The following is a 19,670-nucleotide window of genomic DNA, read 5'->3' as shown; positions in this document are numbered from 1 at the left end:
TGGGGTAATCCTTAGTGCCCCAAGACTACGGTTGAAACAGTGTTCTGTGCTATGTTCTCGAAAATTCACGCATTCCCACGAGGATAATCGAGGATCAGATGAAGCTCACCAAACATACATTGGCCCTGTCACTTGTGTCGCTGGCCATGGCCGTGGGGTCTGCCCACGCCGCCACCACTTACGTGTACTGCTCAGAAGGCTCTCCCGAGGGCTTCAACGCCGCCTTCTTTACATCCGGCACCACCAACGACGCCACCCACCCGATCTTCAACCGCTTGGTTGAGTTCAAGGCCGGCACCACCGAGGTCATCCCCGGCTTGGCCAAATCGTGGGATATCAGCGAAGACGGCAAAACCTATACTTTCCATCTGCGCACGGGCGTCAAATTTCATAGCAGCAAGTTGTTCAAGCCCAGCCGCGAATTCAACGCCGACGACGTGCTGTTCTCGTTTTTGCGGCAAAAAAATGCCGACCATCCCTTTCATAAGGTGTCCAACGGCTCGTACCAGTATTTTTCCGGCATGGGCATGGACAAGCTGATCGACAAGGTCGAGAAAGTAGACGACCACACCGTGCGCTTTGTGCTTACCCGCCCCGAGGCCCCCTTCCTGGCCAATCTGGGCATGGACTTTGCCTCGATCCAGTCGGCCGAGTACGCCGATGCCATGATGAAAGCGGGCACCCCCAGCCAGGTGGATACCAAGCCCATCGGCACGGGCCCCTTCGAGTTTGTCACCTATCAAAAAGACGCCCGCATCCTGTACAAGGCCTTTGACGCCTACTGGGGCGACAAGGCCAAGGTTGATCGCCTGGTGTTTGCCATCACCCCCGACGCCTCGGTGCGCTATGCCAAGCTGCAAAAAAATGAGTGCCAGTCGATGCCTTACCCCAATCCGGCCGATCTGGATGCCATCCGTAAAAACAAGGATGTTCAGCTGCTGGAGCAAGCCGGCCTGAACGTGGGTTATCTATCTTTCAATACCCAGAAAAAACCGTTTACCGATGTCAAAGTGCGTCAGGCCCTGTCGATGGCCATCGACAAGCCTGCCATCATCGAAGCGGTCTTCCAGGGGGCCGGCCAGCCGGCCAAGAACCTGCTGCCGCCCACGATGTGGAGCTATAACGATGCGGTAAAAGACTGGCCCCACGACATAAAGAAAGCCAAGGCATTGCTGGCCGAGGCCGGCTACCCCGACGGCTTTGAAACCGATCTGTGGGCCATGCCGGTGCAGCGCCCCTACAACCCCAACGCCCGGCGCATGGCCGAGATGATCCAGTCCGATTGGGCCAAGATCGGCGTCAAGGCCAAAATTGTTACCTACGAGTGGGGCGAGTACCTGAAACGCACCAAGAGCGGCGAGCACCAAACCATGCTGATTGGCTGGACGGGCGACAACGGAGACCCGGACAACTTCCTGGCCACGCTGTTCAGCTGCGCAGCGGCCAATAATGGCTCCAACTACTCGCGCTGGTGCTACAAGCCCTTCGAAGACCTCATCCAGCCGGCCCGCACCACGTCCGATCACGCCAAGCGTGTCGAACTCTACAAGCAGGCCCAGGTGGTGATGCACGAGCAAGCCCCCGCGGTGATGATCGCGCACTCCACGGTGTTTGAACCCCTGCGTAAAAACGTCAAGGGCTATACGGTGTCGCCGGTTGGGCGCCACATCTTCGACCAAGTCAGTCTGGATAAGTAAACCCCGCTGTGCCCCGGCAACCTTGCCGGGGCACTGTCACATCATCCGGCGCCTGGCGCCATTGCGGGGCTTTTCTGCATCATGTTTTCTTTTATTCTCAAGCGCGTCGGCCTGGCCATCCCGACGTTTATCGGCATTACCTTGCTTACCTTTGCGTTCATCCACATGATCCCCGGCGACCCGGTGATGATCATGGCGGGCGAACGCGGCCTGTCTCCCGAGCAGCATGCGGCCATGATGGCGCAGCTGGGGCTGGATCAACCCATGTGGACACAATACTGGCACTACATCGCCAATGTGTTGCAGGGTGATCTGGGCACATCATTAACCACGCGCCAGCCGATCTGGTCGGAGTTTGTGCCGCGGTTTCAGGCAACCCTCGAACTGAGCATCATCGCCATGGCGATTGCGCTGGCCATCGGCATCCCTGTGGGCGTGCTGGCAGCCGTCAAGCGGGGCTCCTGGTTTGATCATGTCTCCATCACGGCGGCCCTCACGGGCTACTCGATGCCGGTGTTCTGGTGGGGGCTGATGCTGATCATGCTGGTGTCGGTGCAGTGGGATCTGATGCCGGTGTCCGGACGCGTCAGTGCGGCCCTGTTTCTAGACCCCAGCCAGCCACTCACGGGCTTCATGCTGATCGACACCCTGCTGTTTGGCGAGCCCGGCGATTTTTGGGATGCGCTGCACCACATCATGTTGCCGGCCTTCGTGCTGGGCACCATCCCGCTGGCAGTGATTGTGCGCATGACGCGCTCGTCGATGCTGGAGGTGCTTAACGAAGACTATATCCGCACGGCACGCGCCAAAGGGTTGTCGCGCCTGCGAGTGGTGATTGTGCACGCCTTGCGCAATGCACTGCTGCCGGTGATTACCGTGATTGGCCTGCAGGTGGGCGTGCTGATGGTGGGGGCCATCCTGACCGAAACCATTTTCTCGTGGCCGGGCGTGGGCCGCTGGCTGATCTACGGCCTGCAGCAACGCGACTATCCGGTGGTGCAAGGGGGCGTGCTGATCGTGGCCACCCTGATCATCCTGGTGAACATGTGCGTGGATATCCTGTACGGCCTGGCCGACCCCCGCATCCGCCAGCAACAGGGGCGCAAATGACCGAACTCACTCAAACCATGCCGGCGCCCCCGGGCCCGCTTAAATCGTTCTGGCAGGACTTCTCGCGCAATCGCGGGGCGCTGATCGGGCTGTGCTACATCGTGCTGATGCTGGTGGTGGCCATTGCCGCCCCGCTGATTGCGCCGCACGACCCCGCCATGCAATATCGCGAGCACCTGCTGCAACCCCCGGTGTGGGATACCCAGGGCAGCTGGCAGTTTATTTTGGGCACCGATGATGTCGGCCGCGATATTTTGTCGCGCCTGATACACGGCGCACGGCTGTCGTTGCTGGTGGGCTTTCTGGTGGTCAGCATCTCGCTGGTGCTGGGCATCTTTCTGGGCGTGCTGGCCGGCTACACGGGCGGGGTGGTGGACATCACCATCATGCGTCTGGTGGACATCATGCTGGCCTTGCCCAGCCTGCTGCTGGCGCTGGTGCTGGTGGCCATCTTTGGGCCGTCCATCGTCAATGCTTCGCTGGCGCTCAGCTTTGTGGCCCTGCCGCACTATGTGCGCTTAAGCCGGGCGGCGGTGCTGCGCGAAATGACGCGCGACTACGTGGTGGCGTCACGTGTGGTGGGCGCGGGGGCCTGGCGGCAGATGTTCATCAACATCCTGCCCAATTGTGTGGCACCGCTGATTGTGCAGGCTTCGCTGGGCTTCTCCAATGCCATCCTGGATATGGCGGCCCTGGGGTTTTTGGGCATGGGTGCGCAACCCCCCACCCCCGAATGGGGCACGATGCTGGCCAATGTGCTGCAGTTTGCGCAAAGCGCCTGGTGGGTGGTTACTTTTCCGGGCCTGGCCATTTTGTTGGCCGTACTGGCCTTTAATCTGATGGGCGACGGCCTGCGCGATGCGCTGGATCCGCGCCTGAAGGTTTGATCATGCTGGAAATTCGCAACCTCTCGGTGCATTTTGGCGATACCGCCGCCCCCTTCAAGGCGGTGGACCGCATCAGCTATCACGTCAATGCCGGCGAAGTCGTCGGCCTGGTGGGTGAGTCCGGCTCGGGCAAGTCGGTCAGTTCCCTGGCACTGATGGGCCTGATTGATTTTCCGGGCCGCGTGCAGGCCGATGCCCTGCGCTTCGAGGGGCAGGATCTGCTGACATTGCCCGAGCGCAAGCGCCGCGCCATTGTGGGTTCTCAGGTGTCGATGATCTTTCAGGATCCGATGACCAGCCTGAATCCCTGTTATACGGTGGAATACCAAATCACCGAGGCCCTGAAAGTGCACCAGGGCGGCAGCCGCAAGGTGCTGCGGGCCCGGGTGCTCGAGCTCCTGGAGCAGGTGGGCATCCCCGACCCCACCTCGCGCCTGAAAGCCTATCCGCACCAGTTGTCGGGCGGCATGAGCCAGCGGGTGATGATTGCCATGGCCATTGCCTGTAAGCCCCGCCTGCTGATTGCCGACGAGCCCACCACGGCGCTGGATGTCACCATTCAGGCGCAGATCATGGATCTGTTGCTGGATCTGCAACGCCGGCAGGGCCTGGGCCTGGTGCTGATCACCCACGATCTGGCACTGGTGGCGCAAGCCGCCCACCGCATCTTGGTGATGTATGCCGGGCAGATTGTCGAATCCGGCCCGGCCAGCGAGATTTTCAAGCGGCCGCGCCATCCCTACACGCAGGCACTGCTGCGCGCCCTGCCCGAGTTCTCCCACGACAGCGACCGCCTGGTGTCGCTGCCCGGCGTGGTGCCGGGGCGCTACGACCGCCCGCAAGGGTGCCTGCTCAGCCCGCGCTGCCCCTATGCCACCGAGCACTGTCGCCAGGCCGAGCCACCGCTGGCCGGCCCCGAAGACCGCCAGGTGAAATGCCATTACCCGCTGGACGCTGAAGGCCGGCCCACCGGGCAGCCTGCCGGCCAGTCGCAAGAGATTTCCGCATGACCCCAGATTCCACACTTGCTGCCGCCACGGCAGACACCTCCCCGCTGGCTGACACCGCAGACACCGCAGCGGGCACTGCTTCAGTCGCAGCCGCCACCGACGTTGTTTTGCAGGCCGTCGATTTAAAGCGCCATTACGCGGTAGAGAGCGGTTTTCTCAAGCCCAAGCGCTCGGTAAAAGCGCTGGACGGGGTTTCTTTTTCGCTGCATGCCGGCAAGACGCTGGCCGTGGTGGGCGAATCGGGCTGTGGCAAATCCACGCTGGCGCGTGTGCTCACCATGATCGAGCCGCCCACGGCGGGACAGCTGCTGTATCGCGGCCAGGATGTGTCGCACACCACCCCAGAGCTCACCCGCCTGCGGCGCCAGAAAATCCAGATTATTTTCCAGAACCCCTACGCCTCGCTGAATCCGCGCAAGCGCATCAGCGCCATCCTTGAAGAACCCCTGCTGATCAACACCACGCTGGATGCGGCCCAGCGCCGTGCCCGCGGCCAGGCCATGATGGCACGCGTGGGCTTGCGCCCCGAGCACTACGGCCGCTACCCGCACATGTTTTCCGGCGGCCAGCGCCAGCGCATCGCGATTGCACGCGGCTTGATGCTGGATCCGGAAATCCTGGTGGCCGACGAAGCCGTCTCCGCCCTGGATGTGTCAGTGCGCGCACAGGTGCTGAACCTGATGAAAGACCTGCAGGCCGAACTGGGCCTGTCGTATGTGTTCATCTCGCACGATTTGTCGGTGGTGGAACACCTGGCCGATGAAGTGATGGTGATGTACCTGGGCAAGGTAGTGGAACAAGGCAGCAAAGACGCCATCTTCGGCAATGCCCGCCACCCCTACACGCAGGCATTGCTGTCGGCCACGCCACGTCTGAACCCCGAGGGCCATGCACAGCGCATCCGCATCACAGGCGAGCTGCCCAGCCCGCTGAACCCGCCGCCGGGTTGCCCGTTTAGCAGCCGCTGCCCGCGCGTGATGCCGATGTGCCACGAGAAACCGCCCGCACTGAAAACACAGGACGGCCGCCTGGTGGCCTGCTACGCGGTTGAACAGGATTTGGCGACACCGTAAGCCAAAACCTGCCGCCTCAGGGCGCCAGGCGAAAGCCGGCTTCGACGTACTGGATCATGCGGTCCAGGGTTTCCTCGAAGCTCTCGGTGTGGCAGATGCCTTCGGACAGAGAATTCAGCCGGCTCAGGCTGGTGATGGTGTAATGCAGCGCACCCAACGAGAAATGCAGCCGCCAGTAGATTTCCTCGAGGGTGAGCTCGGGCAAGACAGCTTGCAGATAAGGGATGAAGCGCTTCAGGTGCGAGGTGTCATGGTGCAGCACATCGTAGATCGGTGAATCCCGATCCAGGTGTCCACGCTCTAGAAACTGCACAAACAGGCCACGCCCGCCCGCATCGAAAGACCAGCGCACACCCGGACGCAGCAGGGCATCAAGCACCGCCCGCAAGGGCACTACCCGGCCCTGTGCCGCCAGTGTGGCCTGGTTCAGCAACTCGAAGCGCTCTTTGTTGAGTTCGCGCGCACGCTGCAGAAAAACCGCCTTGAAGAGGTCTTCCTTGTTGCCAAAATGGTAGTGGGCCGCCGCCAGGGCGACATTGGCCTCGCTGGTGATCTCGCGCATCGACACCGAAGTGAACGAGCGGTGGGCAAACAGGCGCTCGGCCGCCTCGATGATCTTTGCACGCGTCACCAGACTGCGCCGCTGACGCGGCTCGTCTGGGCTGGTATGGGTCTGGATATTTGCAGAAGCGTCTTTAGGGGTCACTGCCGCTGTCCTACGAATTGTCGTGCCGCCTCAACCAGCGGCGCCTTCGTGATTTTTCCATTGGCGTTGCGCGGCAGCGGTTCAGTGCCAATGATATAGAACTCCGGCCGTTTGTAATCCGCAAGCAGGCGGGCAAGTTCACCCCTGATGTGCTGCTCGTTGTCCTCTCCGGGCTCGGTGCGCAGGCAAAGACAGACGCGCTCGCCCATGACATCGTCAGGCACGGCCACCGCCGCCGCTTCCATGACGCCCTTGATCGACAAGGCGGCGTTCTCGACCTCGGCACTGAAGATCTTGTAGCCGCCGCGATTGATCATGTCCTTTTTGCGATCATGGATGTACAGATAGCCTTCCGCATCCATGCTGACGACATCCCCGGTTTTCCAGTAGCCGCTTTTGAAGTTGGCCACGGTCTGGGCGGGGTCGTTCCAGTAGCGGGGCACCACCATGGGCCCCCGGATCCAGAGCTCGCCAATCTCTCCGGTGGGCAATTCCACGCCCGCCTCATCCATGATCAGGGCTTCACCACACTGGACAAGCAAACCGATTGACGCCGGCCGCTCGCGGCTGGCCCAGGCCGGCATGATCGAGACCGGGGACGAGGTTTCCGTGGCGCCATAGGCGTTGATCAACTGCAACTGCGGCAGAAGGTCGCTCATGCGCGAGACAGTGGCCGGCGCCATGATACCGCCACCGTAAATGCCGGTACGCCACTCGCCCATCTGATCTGGGCGGAAGTCGGGATGCATCAGGATCAGATGGTAGATGGCCGGGACAAAAACGGTAAAGGTAATGTGTTCCTCAAGCAAGGTACGCAGCACGGTGGTGGTGTCGTACCGGCGCAAAATCACCGTACACCCGCAAGAACTCAGGACATTGATGAACAGCGCCATGAAGCCCGAAATATGGGATCCAGGAATCGCCAGCAAACCCCTCTGGTTGGTTTGCAGGTCGATGCCGTAGGCATACTGCAGGGCCGAATGCACGATGTTCAGGTTGGTGATGCACGCCCCCTTGGGGCGCCCGGTTGTTCCCGAGGTATAAAACAGCAGGATGGTGTCGTCTTCCTCGCCGGTTTCCGGAAACGGCTGCTTAACCCCAGGAAAATGCTCCCCCAGATCACCCAGCCGGCCTTCCGGGCTGTTGACGCACCAATGCTTGCGCACTGATGGGATCTCATCAGCAGATGGCATGCGGCTTTGCAGGTCTGTCTCCGAAATCAGCGCTGCTGCCTCGCAGTGGTTCAGCACGTAGGCCAGCTCGGCCGCACTCATTTTTGCGCTCAGCGGCACCGCGATGGCGCCTCGGCGCACCACGCCCATCATGGCGATGAGAAACGGCAGCCCGTTGCCCAGAAACACGCCCACACGGTCGCCGACGCCGATCCCCGCGTTTTCCAGGCCATGCGCAATGCGGTCGGCCCAGTCACCAAAAGCGCGGTAATCAAGGCTTTCATCCTGGCATTTCAGGGCCTCGCGATCCGGCGTCTCGCGCGAGGCGATGCGCAGCAGTTCGTCGAAGCGCTGCGGGCGGCGGGCCAGGCAGCGAACCACCTGGTTGCCAAAGTGCAGCTCGGATTTCACGGTGTTGATGGCAGGGTCCACCACGAAGCGCCCACCTTCAATCCGGGGCGCGTAGGACTCGCGGGATTCAATCATCATGGTTTCCTTAGCGTGGAGGGAGGCGAATACCGCCATCCAGGCGGATCACCACACCATTGAGCAGATGTTGGTCGACGATGGAAAGAACCATGGCGGCGAACTCGTCCGGATGCCCGAGGCGATCTGGAAAGGGTGGCCGCAAGGCGCTGACGATGTCGCGTGCCTTTTCCTTCATTCCGTGCACCATGGGCGTCGAGAACACCCCGGGCGCAATCGCAACCACCCGGATCCCGTATTTTCCCAGTTCCCGGGCAAGTGGCAAGGTCATCGCAGCCACCGCGCCCTTTGAAGCCGAATAGGCAGCCTGGCCCACCATGCCGTCAAAGGCAGCCACCGAGCTGGTGTTGACGATCACGCCACGCTGTCCGTCTGCGTCGGCGGGCCCGCCCTGCATGTGCCGCGCCGCTACCCGCAGATAATTGAAGGTGCCCACCGTATTGATTTCGAGGACGCGCCGAAACTCATCCAACGCCATGGGGCCATCCGGGCGAAGCGTTGCGCCGGGTGCCGCGACACCCGCGCAATTGACCAGCACACCCGGCGCACCCCAGCGCTCGGCATGTTCTTGCAAGATGCGCTCGGCATCGGCAGCCGATGCCACATCGGCTGCTTCGCACACCAGGTTTTCTGCGCCATCGCCCCAGGCATCCAGGTTCAAATCCACTGCGGTTACCCGGTAGCCGCGCGCCAGCAGCGACTGGCAGCAGGCATATCCCAGGCCCGAACCTGCCCCCGTGACCACCGCGCTGACAGACGACTGCTGGGCCTTCTCATCCGAAATATTGGACGACTGTCTCATAAATACTCCTCGTTTTATGGCATATTTTTACCGTATCAGCACTATTATGCCAAAAAATCGGTAATTTCCCTATGACTAACACATTTACACAGGAATATATGGCCTAATAGCCTTTCTGTTTTTGAACGCTCGTACAAATTTTGATAGAATCCAGACAAGACCACGAGCGAAGGTCGGATCCTGCAGCACAGTCCCTGGCCACACGCCGTGCGCCAGACACCCGGAGGAGCATCATGAAAAAACACGTATTTTTTAGTCTCGCGCTGGTCGCCAGCCTCTTGCCGTGGTCGGCATCCCAGGCTGACAACATCCGGATCGCACACATCGATCCGTTTTCCGGCGCATTTGCCAACGTGGGTGCCGTTAACGGCAAACACGTCCAGTTTGGGGCAGATCTCGTCAATGCAGACGGCGGTGTGCTCAAGGGCACACAACTGGAAGTCATCCGCTTTGATAACAAGGCCAACGCCAAAGACGCCGTAACCGCCTTGCAGGACGCCATCGACCAAGGCATCCGCATCGTTACGCAGGCAACCAACTCGGGTATTGCCCTGGCCGTTGAAGACGCGGTGATGAAATACAACCGGCGCAATCCCGACGACCCGGTGCTGTATCTCAATTATGGCTCGGCAGATCCGTCCATCACACGCGACCACTGCAACTTCTACACGTTTCGCTTCGAAGCGCACTCGGGGATGAAGCAAGACGCGCTCACCGATCGCATCGCATCAGACAAAGACATCCACAAGGTCTACATCATCGGGCAAGACTACGGCCACGGGCACGAAGTCAGCAAGTACACCAAGCAGATGCTGGCGGCCAAACGCCCTGACATCGAAATCGTGGGCGATGAATTCCACCCGGTGGGCAAGGTCAAGGATTTCACCCCCTACATCGCCAAGATCCAGGCCTCCGGGGCCGATGCTGTGATCACGGGCAACTTTGGCTCCGACCTGACGCTACTGGTTAAAGCGGCCAACGACGCCGGCCTGAAGGCCAAGCTCTTTACACAGTACGCGGGCACCTTCGGCACACCTACGGCCATCGGCAAGGGTGGTATCGGGCGCATCTATGATGCAGCGCCCTGGCACCCGGAAATCGCCGTCGAGAAACATTCAAAGAAGGCCGAGGAACTGATTGCCACGTTCAAGCAAAAGTACGACGATGATCTCTACTACTACCAGATCGTGGTGCAGATGCAGATGCTTGGCGCGGCCATCAATCAGGCCGGGTCGGCAAAACCCGCCGACGTTGCACAGGCGCTGGCCAATGCCCGCTTCTCCGGCGTCACCGGCGACATGTTCATGCGCTCCACCGATCACCAGTTGATGCATCCGCTGTTTGTCTCGGTATTCACAGACAAGGACATCCGCTACGACTCCGAAAACACCGGAATCGGCTGGAAAACCGTGTCCGAGACACTCGCCAAAGACCTGAAGGACGACTCCACCTGCAAGGTGGAACAACCGGCCTGAATCGGGCTGCGCCCGGATATCGTCTCAAGGAGCCAAGGTGGACACTCTCGCGTTCTCCATCATCAACGGACTGCTGTACGGCATGCTGCTGTTCATGCTGGCCAGCGGGCTGACGCTGATTTTCAGCCTCATGGGCGTGCTTAACTTCGCCCATGGCAGCTTCTACATGCTGGGCGCCTACTTTGCATTCCAGATCGGGCTGCACAGCTCATTCTGGGTGGCGCTTTTCGTGGCGCCGCTACTCACGGCGGTGCTGGGCGGGCTGGTAGAACGCTATGGCCTGCGCGTGGTGCATAAGCACGGCCACGTTGCAGAGCTGCTGTTTACGTTTGGACTTGCCTATCTCCTTGAGGAAATCGTGCGCATGGTGTGGGGGCGCCAGCCGGTTCCCTACACCATCCCTGCTGCGCTGGATTTCCCGCTTTTTGTGATCGGCAACACCGCATTCTCGGCCTATCGCGGCTTCATGTTCATGGTTGCCGTGGTGGTTTTCCTGGCGCTGTACTACGTCCTGCGCCGCACCCGGATCGGCCTTCTGATCCAGGCTGCACTCAACCAGCCTGATGTCTTGTGGGCGCTGGGCCACAACGTGCCGCGCCTGTTCATGTTCTTCTTTGGCGGCGGGGTTGCCCTGGCGGGCCTGGCCGGCGTGGTGGGTGGCAACTATCTTGTCACAGAACCCGGCATGGCGCACCAGATGGTTGTGATCCTGTTTGTCATCGTGGTGGTGGGCGGCCTGGGTTCCATGGTGGGGGCGCTGCTGGCCTCTTTGCTGATTGGTGTGCTGCAAACCCTGATGGTGTCGTTCGACTTTACGCTGGCCGATGTGCTGCTCAGCAGCGGCATCCCTGCCTACGACGGGCCCTTTCATGAGATCTGGACACTATCCCCAGCACGCCTGGCACCAGTCATGCCCTATCTTTTGATGGTTGTGCTGATGACGATCCGGCCACGCGGCCTGCTGGGTAAACGGAGCGGATGACATGAAACGGACTCTTCCTCTCATCGGGCTGGCAATCGTCTTGCTGCTGCTGATTTTGCCGCCCATCTTCGGATCCCGATACACCGTGTTGATGGTTGCGCAAGTGCTGGTGGCCGCCAGCTTTGCCATGTCCTACAACATGCTGCTTGGGCACACGGGCCTCCTGTCCTTTGGACATGCCGTCTACTTTGGCGCCGGTGTCTTCACCGCGCTTTACATGACCAATGGAATCGGATCCGGGGGCCTGCCCCTGCCCCTGGAGCTTGTGCCGCTGGGCGCGGGGCTGGGCGGCCTGATTGCCGCGCTGGTGCTGGGCCCGGTCTCGGTCAAGAGCGGCCAGATTGCTTTTGCCATGATTACGCTGGGCATTGCAGAACTGGTCGCCGTGGCCGCCATGGTGTTTCCGTCCGCGTTTGGCGGCGAACAAGGCATCTCAACCGACCGGATGGTCGACCTGACCCTCACAGGCCTGAACTATGGCCGCGCAGAAAACCTGTACTGGCTGATTCTTGTCTGGGCCTGTCTGGCGATTGCGGCAATGGCCTACCTGACCCGCACACCGTTGGGGCGGCTGGCCAATGCCGTGCGCGACAACCAGGAACGCGTGGTATTCCTGGGCTACAGCCCGTTCCGTATCCGCTACATGCAGTTCTGCCTTTCCGGCGCATTCGCCGGGGTGGCCGGTGGCCTGTTTGCCCTGCTATTCGAAATTTCAAACTCGGACATCTTTGGCCTGCGGACCTCGGCCGACGTGCTGATTGCCACCTACCTGGGCGGCACTTCATTTGTCTTTGGCCCCGTTCTGGGTGCGGCGCTGGTGACGCTGCTCGAATCCAATCTGTCGCGCTACACCGAAGCCTGGCTGTCGTACTACGGGCTGCTGTTTGTGGTGATCGTCCTGTTTGCACCCAAGGGCATCTGGAGCCTTTTCGCAGCCATCCCGCCAACTGTACGGCGCAACGGCCTGGGCCCCACGCTGCTGCGCGGCGCATACTGGTTCCTGATGTTGCTACCAGGATGTCTGGGCGGGATCCTGGTCATCGAGATGAGCAATCATCACGCCAACGCCTTTGACCCCACCGAGCCGCTGATGCTTGCCGGCCTGCCCTTCGACATCTTTTCTGCCGCCAACTGGCTGCTGGCACTGGCGCTGTTGGCTCTCAGCGCGGGGATGCTCTGGCAAACCAAGCGCCGCCAGGCCGCCCGGCAGATCCAGGCCATGACCCAGGAGGCGCACTCGTGAAACCTGATCCCATGACGTCCGCACCCCCCAGCCTGACCCTGCGGCAGGTGCGGAAATCCTTCGGCAACGTCGAAATCATCAAGGGCGTGGATCTATTCGTACCATCTGGCGAGTTCCACGTCATCATCGGGCCCAACGGCGCAGGCAAATCTACCCTGTTCAATCTGATTTCCGGGCGCGTGGCCCCCACCTCGGGCAGCATTTTGCTGGATGAGCGTGATATCTCAGGCCTGTCGCCACGGATCATCAACGGCCTTGGGCTGTCCCGATCGTTTCAGATCACCAACATTTTCCCCAGCATGAGTGTGTTCGAGAATTTCCGCTGTGCCGTGCTGGGCAAGATGGGCGCGGGCTATCGCTTCTTGCGGCCCGCCGACCACTATCAGGCCATTACCGAGAAGGTCGACGGCCTGTTGCACGACATCGGGCTGAAACACCGGCGCGACGAGATCGCCGGCAATCTATCCTATGCCGAGCAGCGCGCCCTGGAAGTCGGGATGACCATTGCCGGCGACGCCAAGGTGCTGTTGCTCGACGAGCCCATGGCAGGCATGAACCACAACGAGATCGGACAATTTTCAGACTTTCTGCAAACAATTGCCCAGGGCCGGACGGTTGTCATGGTAGAGCACGACATGGGTGTTGTCTTCAGCCTGGCTGATCGCATCTCCGTCCTGGTCTACGGAGAACTCCTGGCCTCGGGCACTCCCGAGGCCGTCAGAAACGACGTCCGGGTGCAGGAAGCTTACTTGGGGACAGAAGCATGCAGCTAGCCACCGCCCAGGCAACCAAGGCCCCGGTACCCGGCCCTGCCCTGCTCGAACTGAAAGGCGTACACGCCTGGTACGGACTGAGCCACATCCTGGACGGCGTGGACATGACGGTTCGGCGCGGCGAGATTGTCGCCATGCTGGGCCGCAACGGCGTGGGTCGATCCACCCTCTGCAAGGCCATCATGGGGATTGCCACCCGCTCCGGCTCCATCCGGATCAACGGCCATGAATCCGTGGCCAACAAGCCCCATCAGATCGCCCATGCCGGGATTGGCTATGTCCCCGAAGAACGCGCGGTGTTTCCCGGCTTGACGGTTGAACAGAACCTGCTGCTTGGCGTCCACGGGGCGGCACAACACCCCTGGACGTTACAAGGCGCCTACGAGCTCTTTCCCTCCCTGCAGCGCAGGGCGGATACATCGGCAGAGCTTCTGTCGGGCGGCGAACAGCAGATGCTGTCGATCTGCCGCGCACTGATGAGCGGGCCGGATCTGCTGATCGTGGACGAGCCCACGGAGGGCCTCGCCCCTCTGATCGTCCAGCAAGTGGGCGACTTGCTGCAATCCATCGCACATCGCGGCGTTGCCGTGCTGCTGGTTGAACAAAAACTCACGATTGCCATGCGCATTGCGCACCGCGTGTACGTCATGGGCCACGGCCGCGTGATGTTCGAAGGCACACCAGAGGCATTGCGCAACGCCCCTGATATCCGGAAATCCTGGTTGGAGGTTTGATATGTCTACACAGACTCAAGAGAAACGCAACATCTATGTCCTGGGAGGCGCCCAGACGGACTTCGCCCGCAACTGGCATCGCGAGGGGCTCGGCATCGAGGACATGATGAAGGAGGCCCTCTTCACCGGTCTGGACGCCACCGGGCTCGAGTGTCGCGACATCGAATCCGTGCATGTGGGCAATTTTGTGGCCGAACTCTTTTGCGGGCAAGGCCAGCTGGGCGGCATGGTGGCAGAAATGGATCCAGCGCTCTCGGGCATACCCACCATGCGCCACGAAGCTGCCTGCGCCTCCGGATCCATGGCAATGCTGGCGGCCATGGCCGAAATCGAAGCGGGGCGCTACGACCTCATCTGCGTGCTGGGCGTGGAGATGATGCGCAATGTGTCGGGCGAAGACGCCGCCCGACACCTGGGTGCAGCCGCCGTGGCAGGCGTTGAGTGGACGGACGCAAAATATCTGTGGCCACGGGCGTTCTCGGATCTTTACCAGACGTACTCCCAGCGCTATGGCGAGCTCGATTACCGCCACCTGGGCGAAATCGCCCGCATCAACTACGCCAATGCCAAACGCAACCCCAACGCGCAGACGCGCAAGTGGACGTTCGAGCCAGGCGCCTTTACCACCGACGATACGCTGAACCCGGTGATCGAAGGCCATGTACGCCGCAACGATTGTGGCCAGGTGACCGATGGCGCAGCGGTTGTCTTTCTTGCCTCGGAAGCACGTGCACACGAATACGCACAACGCCACGGCAAGTCGCTCAGCGAGCTTGCACGCATCGACGGCTGGGGCCACCGGACGGCGCCCATGCGGTTCTCGGCCAAGATTGCAGAAGGCGCAGACAGCCCCTTTGTCTTGCCCCACGTGCATCAATGCATTCAGGACAGCTTCGGGCGTGCCGGGATTCACTCGCCCTTTGACCTCGATCTCATCGAAACCCACGACTGCTTTGCCATGACCGAGTACGCCGCCATCGACAGCTTTGGCATTACCGCCCCAGGAGAAAGCTGGAAGGCAATCGAGGACGGCACCATCGCGGCCGATGGCCGCCTGCCCATCAACCCCTCGGGCGGTCTGATCGGGCTGGGCCATCCGGTTGGCGCCACCGGCGTGCGCATGATGCTTGACGCGCAGGCCCAGGTCACCGGCCGCGCCGGTGATTGCCAGGTACCCGGTGCCAAACGCGCAGGTATCCTGAACATCGGCGGCTCGGCAACCACCATTGCCTCGTTTGTCGTGTCCCAAGGCAGTTAAGCCGAAGAAGGAAACCGATCATGTTCACACCCTATCCGAGCGAGCGCAGCCAGCAGATTGGCGAGCGCGTCGAGGCGTTTGTCCGCGAGATCGTCATCCCCCGCGAGAAAGAATTGCGCAACACCTCGCACGGGCCCGCGGAGGCCCTGGTTTCGCAGCTTCGCGAGCAGGCCCGGGCGGCCGGCGTCATGACGCCGCATATTCTGACCAATGGACAGCACCTGACACAGCTGGAGACAGCGGCCATCCTGAAGCGCTCGGGGCTCTCGCCCCTGGGGCCGGTTGCCCTGAACACCATGGCGCCCGACGAAGGCAATATGTTCCTGCTGGGCAAGGTCGCCAATTCCGAGCAAAAGAAGCATTTCCTCGATCGCATTGTTTCCGGGCATGCACGCTCGGCATTTTTCATGACCGAACCCGCCGAGGACGGCGGCGCCGGATCCGACCCCTCGATGCTGCTGACCACAGCCGTCCAGGACGGCAATGACTGGGTCATCAACGGGCGCAAGGCCTTTATTACCGGTGCCGATGGCGCCCAGGTGGGCATCATCATGGCGCGCACCGGCGGTGGCGACAAAACCCGGGCCACCATGTTTCTGGTGGATCTCCCCAACCCCGCCATCCAGATCGAATGCCTCATCAATACCTTGGACAGCTCGATGCCGGGCGGTCACGCCCTGGTGAAAATCAATGGGCTGCGAGTCCCCAGCCACAACATCCTGGGCGAGATCCACGAAGGGTTTCGCTACGCCCAGGTGCGGCTTTCGCCGGCCCGGCTGTCCCACTGCATGCGCTGGTTTGGCGCGGCGGTGCGCGCACATGAAATCGCCAGCGATTATGCAGTCACCCGACGCGCCTTTGGGAAGCTGCTGATCGACCACGAAGGCGTTGGGTTTATGCTGGCGGATAACCAGATCGACCTGCAGCAGGCGGCACTGATGATTGACTGGTGCGCACGCGAGCTGGACGCAGGCAGCATGGCCACCACCGAAAGCTCGATGACCAAGGCCTCGGTGGCAGAAACGCTCTTTCGCGTGGCCGATCGCTGCGTGCAGACCATGGGCGGCCTGGGCCTGTCGCAAAATACAGTGGTCGAGCAGATCTTTCGCGAGACCCGCGCCTTTCGCGTCTACGATGGCCCAACCGAAGTGCACAAGTGGTCGCTGGCCAAGAAGATCAAGCGGGCGACGCAAGCACGGCACGAGCAGCAAAAGCAGCTTGCAAACGTTGAGTAAAGGATAAAAATGAGCGACCTCCACTCCCACAACCTGCGCGGCCGCACTGCCCTGGTAACCGGCGCCTCGGGTGCCCTGGGCAGCGGCTTTGCCCACATGCTTGCAGAGTGCGGCGCCACGGTGGTGCTGGCCAGCCGCCAGTTGAAACCCCTGCAAGCAATAGCCGACGAGATCACCCAAAAGGGCGGCACCGCACATGCGCTGGTGATGGACGTGACGCAAGAACAAAGCGTACATGACGCGTTTGAACAAATGGCCGGCTGGGGCCTGCTTGCCGACATCGTCGTCTGCAACGCAGGCGTGGCCACCACCCAGGCGGCACTGGATGTCAGCCTGTCAGACTGGAATCACGTGCTGGGCACCAACCTCACCGGATGCTGGCTGGTCTCGCAGGCCGCCGCAAAGCGCCTGGTGGCCGCGGGCAAGCCGGGTTCGATCATTCAGATCACGTCCATCCTGGGGCACCGCGTCTCGGGTGCCGTGATGCCCTATGCCGTGGCCAAGGCTGGGCTTGAGCAAATGACCCGCTGCCTGGCACTGGAATGGGCCCGGCACGGCATCCGCGTCAATGCCCTGGCACCTGGCTACATCCAGACACCCATGAACGAAAGCTTCTTTGAGACCCCTCAGGGCGAGTCCATCCTGCGCCGGATTCCCATGCGGCGCCTGGGCCTGGTCGAAGACCTTCGGGCGCCCCTGTTGCTGCTGGCCAGCGACGAAAGCGCGTTCATGACGGGAAGCACGCTCGTCGTGGACGGGGGACACCTGCAATCCACTTTGTAGTCTCGCAACACGCCTTAGGAAACACAGCCGCATGTCAGAGATCGACACCCCCGAACACCTGCTGGACTTCATCCGGCAAAAAACCGGCGCCGACCACGTCGAAACACTGGAATACCGGTCGCTGGCGGGCGGTGCCGTCCAGGAAAACCACGGGCTGCATGTCCGGATGACGGGCGGCAGCCTGCCCGGCGAGCATCGCTTTGTGGTGCGCAGCGACGCCCCGGTTGCGCTGTCGGTCAGCCTGAGCCGGGCGCACGAATTCGAGATCCTGCGCGCGGCCTGCGAGGTGGGCGTCAGCGCACCGCAGCCTCGGTGGCTGAACGCGGACAAAAGCGCGGCGGGACCCGCCTTTTACATCATGGATTGGGCCGAAGGCACCGCAAACGCCAGGGCCTTGGTCAAGGACGATGCCCTGACGGCCTCTCAGCGCCAACAGCTGATGCACGACCTGGGCAGCAACCTGGCCCGCCTGCATGCCATCCAGTACACACCTGGCCGCCTGCCGTTTCTGGCAGCGCCCGGGCCAGACCCCGCACAGACACAGATCGAGGCATGCCGACAGCTGCTGAACCGGTTTGAAGAACCCCACCCTGCCATTGAACTTGGCCTGCAGTACCTGGCAGACCACCGCCCGGCGCAGCAAGACCTGGTGCTGTGCCACTCCGACTTTCGGACAGGCAACTATCTGGTGGCTGAGGGCCGCCTGACGGCCATCCTCGACTGGGAGTTTGCCTCCTGGAGCGACCCCTACGAAGACCTGGGCTGGATGTGCGCGCGATGCTGGCGCTTTGGCCGGCCCGACCGCGAAGCGGGCGGCGTGGGCAGCAAGGAAGACCTGTTCGCCGGCTACGAAAGCGTATCCGGCCACAAGATTGATCCGGGGCGCCTGGCCTACTGGGAACTCATGGCCATCGTGCGCTGGGCGGTGCTGGCACTGGAGCAATCCTACCGGCATCGGTCGGGCCAACAGGAATCCCTTGAGCTGGCTCTTACCGGGCGCATGGTGCCCGAGATCCAGCAAGACCTGATCCTGCAATTGCGCGAGCTGACGGGTATCGCAAAAGACACCCCGACGCCTGTGGATCCGGGCACTGCCACGGGTACGCCTGCCACCGGGCCACAGCCCCTGGATCCTTATCGCGACCAGCCGGATGCCGGTGCGCTGCTCAAGGTGGCCCGGGCGCTTTTGCTGGCCGAGCTGTTGCCGGCACTGCCGCAGGATCAGCACTACAACGCCCTCATGATTGCCAACGCCTTGGGCATTGCCATCCGCGAACAGGCCACCGGAGACATGGCGGCTGCTGCACAGCATGCCGCGATCCAGGCGTTTTACCAGGCACAAGGAGGCGGACAGCCCGACGCGGGTATCGGGCGCCTTGTCCAGGATATCCGGGACGGACGCTACACGGCAGCCGGCACACCCGGACTGCTGAACATGCTGGATACGCTGGTGAACCTGAAGCTGTCGCTCAGCAATCCACGGCGCGTACCATCCGCACAAAGCGCCAAGGCTGCTTCATGAGAAAAATCCATGTGGTATTGCACAAAGAAGCCCTGCAAGGCAGCCGCCACGCCGAGGCCTGCGCCATTGTGCTGGACATTATTTTTGCCAGCAGCTCCATCACCGCCGCACTGGATGCCGGTGCCCGGCGCATCCTGCCGGCACTGGACTTCGCCGAGGCCCAGCAGATCAGCGCACGCCTGCCTGAGGGGCAGTGGGTGATTGCCGGCGAGAAAAACGCTGATCCTTTTCCGGGGTGCCTGAGCTACGACCCACTGGCGCTCTCGGGGGCCCAGGTGCGGGGGCGCGACGTGGTGTACGCCACCAGCAACGGGACGGTGGCCCTGCGCCGGGCGGCGTTCTTCTCGCAAGTCTATGCGGCCAGCCTGAGAAACGGCCGCGCCGTCGCCCGCCACGTGATCAAGCACACCGAATCCGAGGATATCGTTCTTATCTGCTCGGGGTCGCTTGGGCGCTTCAGCCTGGAAGATTTTTACGGCGCCGGGTATTTGATCCAATGCCTGCAAGAAGCATCAAACCATTCTTTTATATGCAGCGACGCCGCGCTGGCGGCCGAAATGGTATGGAATGACCGCACGCCGCGCGATGTGATCCGCGCTGCGCGGCTGGGCCAGTTGATGCTTGAGCGCGGCATGGCCGCAAGCCTGGACTACGTCAGCCAGCTGGACTGCAGCACGGTGGTACCCCAATTTATAGACGGCGAAGTGCGGGACATCGGATAA

At 61.7% G+C, this 19,670-nt stretch carries 18 protein-coding genes; 15 read left to right on the top strand and 3 right to left on the bottom strand.

From position 1 onward, the window contains the following. Positions 1 to 98 precede the first annotated feature (98 nt). From WA928_RS00415 to WA928_RS00395, 5 genes are all read left to right on the top strand, one after another. On the top strand, positions 99 to 1,697 hold the full coding sequence (locus WA928_RS00415; protein WP_424298202.1) for an ABC transporter substrate-binding protein: 1,599 nt from the start codon (positions 99 to 101) through the stop codon (positions 1,695 to 1,697). Between the two features lie 81 nt (positions 1,698 to 1,778). After that, positions 1,779 to 2,807, top strand: a complete 1,029-nt coding sequence (gene dppB, locus WA928_RS00410) for a dipeptide ABC transporter permease DppB (protein ID WP_424298200.1) — start codon at positions 1,779 to 1,781, stop codon at positions 2,805 to 2,807. Next, positions 2,804 to 3,694 carry a dipeptide ABC transporter permease DppC gene (dppC, locus tag WA928_RS00405; protein WP_424298198.1) on the top strand — a complete coding sequence of 297 codons (891 nt, stop codon included), beginning with the start codon at positions 2,804 to 2,806 and terminating at the stop codon, positions 3,692 to 3,694. The genes dppB and dppC overlap by 4 nt, the downstream gene beginning before the upstream one ends. After that, entirely contained in the window at positions 3,691 to 4,704 is a 1,014-nt protein-coding gene (dppD, locus tag WA928_RS00400) for a dipeptide ABC transporter ATP-binding protein (RefSeq protein ID WP_424298196.1), read from the top strand. The genes dppC and dppD overlap by 4 nt, the downstream gene beginning before the upstream one ends. Then, positions 4,701 to 5,777: a peptide ABC transporter ATP-binding protein gene (locus tag WA928_RS00395; RefSeq protein WP_424298194.1), complete on the top strand. Its 1,077-nt coding sequence runs from the start codon at positions 4,701 to 4,703 to the stop codon at positions 5,775 to 5,777. The genes dppD and WA928_RS00395 overlap by 4 nt, the downstream gene beginning before the upstream one ends. 16 nt (positions 5,778 to 5,793) lie before the next feature. Here the strand turns inward: WA928_RS00395 and WA928_RS00390 are convergent, their stop codons facing one another. From WA928_RS00390 to WA928_RS00380, 3 genes are read right to left on the bottom strand one after another with little or no spacing between them, the layout of a single operon-like run. Continuing rightward, positions 5,794 to 6,483 (bottom strand): TetR/AcrR family transcriptional regulator, encoded by a 690-nt coding sequence (locus WA928_RS00390; protein WP_350380991.1) that lies wholly within the window; start codon positions 6,481 to 6,483, stop codon positions 5,794 to 5,796. Further along, entirely contained in the window at positions 6,480 to 8,144 is a 1,665-nt protein-coding gene (locus WA928_RS00385) for a class I adenylate-forming enzyme family protein (RefSeq protein ID WP_424298191.1), read from the bottom strand. Before WA928_RS00385 ends, WA928_RS00390 begins: the two co-directional genes overlap by 4 nt. A 7-nt stretch (positions 8,145 to 8,151) precedes the next feature. Then, positions 8,152 to 8,943 carry an SDR family NAD(P)-dependent oxidoreductase gene (locus WA928_RS00380; protein ID WP_424298189.1) on the bottom strand — a complete coding sequence of 264 codons (792 nt, stop codon included), beginning with the start codon at positions 8,941 to 8,943 and terminating at the stop codon, positions 8,152 to 8,154. Between the two features lie 233 nt (positions 8,944 to 9,176). Here WA928_RS00380 and WA928_RS00375 point away from each other — a divergent pair, with 233 nt between their 5' ends. The 10 genes from WA928_RS00375 to WA928_RS00330 are packed head-to-tail and all read left to right on the top strand — an operon-like array spanning position 9,177 to position 19,670. Continuing rightward, complete coding sequence (locus tag WA928_RS00375) at positions 9,177 to 10,418, top strand: branched-chain amino acid ABC transporter substrate-binding protein (protein ID WP_424298187.1); 1,242 nt, start codon at positions 9,177 to 9,179, stop codon at positions 10,416 to 10,418. A 37-nt stretch (positions 10,419 to 10,455) separates the two neighbouring features. Continuing rightward, on the top strand, positions 10,456 to 11,400 hold the full coding sequence (locus tag WA928_RS00370) for a branched-chain amino acid ABC transporter permease (RefSeq protein ID WP_424298185.1): 945 nt from the start codon (positions 10,456 to 10,458) through the stop codon (positions 11,398 to 11,400). Position 11,401: 1 nt separating this feature from the next. Then, positions 11,402 to 12,643, top strand: coding sequence for a branched-chain amino acid ABC transporter permease (locus WA928_RS00365; protein WP_424298183.1), 1,242 nt, complete (start codon positions 11,402 to 11,404; stop codon positions 12,641 to 12,643). An 11-nt stretch (positions 12,644 to 12,654) separates the two neighbouring features. Beyond that, positions 12,655 to 13,416 (top strand): ABC transporter ATP-binding protein, encoded by a 762-nt coding sequence (locus WA928_RS00360; RefSeq protein WP_424298232.1) that lies wholly within the window; start codon positions 12,655 to 12,657, stop codon positions 13,414 to 13,416. After that, entirely contained in the window at positions 13,407 to 14,150 is a 744-nt protein-coding gene (locus WA928_RS00355; protein ID WP_424298181.1) for an ABC transporter ATP-binding protein, read from the top strand. The genes WA928_RS00360 and WA928_RS00355 overlap by 10 nt, the downstream gene beginning before the upstream one ends. Position 14,151: 1 nt before the next feature. Then, entirely contained in the window at positions 14,152 to 15,408 is a 1,257-nt protein-coding gene (locus WA928_RS00350; protein ID WP_424298179.1) for an acetyl-CoA acetyltransferase, read from the top strand. 20 nt (positions 15,409 to 15,428) lie between these two features. After that, positions 15,429 to 16,643 carry an acyl-CoA dehydrogenase family protein gene (locus WA928_RS00345; protein ID WP_424298177.1) on the top strand — a complete coding sequence of 405 codons (1,215 nt, stop codon included), beginning with the start codon at positions 15,429 to 15,431 and terminating at the stop codon, positions 16,641 to 16,643. 9 nt (positions 16,644 to 16,652) lie between these two features. Continuing rightward, entirely contained in the window at positions 16,653 to 17,426 is a 774-nt protein-coding gene (locus WA928_RS00340; RefSeq protein ID WP_424298175.1) for an SDR family NAD(P)-dependent oxidoreductase, read from the top strand. Between the two features lie 31 nt (positions 17,427 to 17,457). Continuing rightward, positions 17,458 to 18,948: a phosphotransferase gene (locus tag WA928_RS00335; protein ID WP_424298173.1), complete on the top strand. Its 1,491-nt coding sequence runs from the start codon at positions 17,458 to 17,460 to the stop codon at positions 18,946 to 18,948. Continuing rightward, the gene (locus WA928_RS00330) at positions 18,945 to 19,670 is read left to right on the top strand and encodes a 2-phosphosulfolactate phosphatase (protein WP_424298171.1); all 726 of its coding nucleotides are present in this window, start codon (positions 18,945 to 18,947) and stop codon (positions 19,668 to 19,670) included. The genes WA928_RS00335 and WA928_RS00330 overlap by 4 nt, the downstream gene beginning before the upstream one ends.

Origin of the sequence: Castellaniella sp. (assembly GCF_049651205.1) — a bacterium.
In the GTDB taxonomy this organism is placed as follows: Bacteria; Pseudomonadota; Gammaproteobacteria; order Burkholderiales; family Burkholderiaceae_B; genus Castellaniella.
This window is presented reverse-complemented; position numbering and strand designations above follow the sequence as displayed.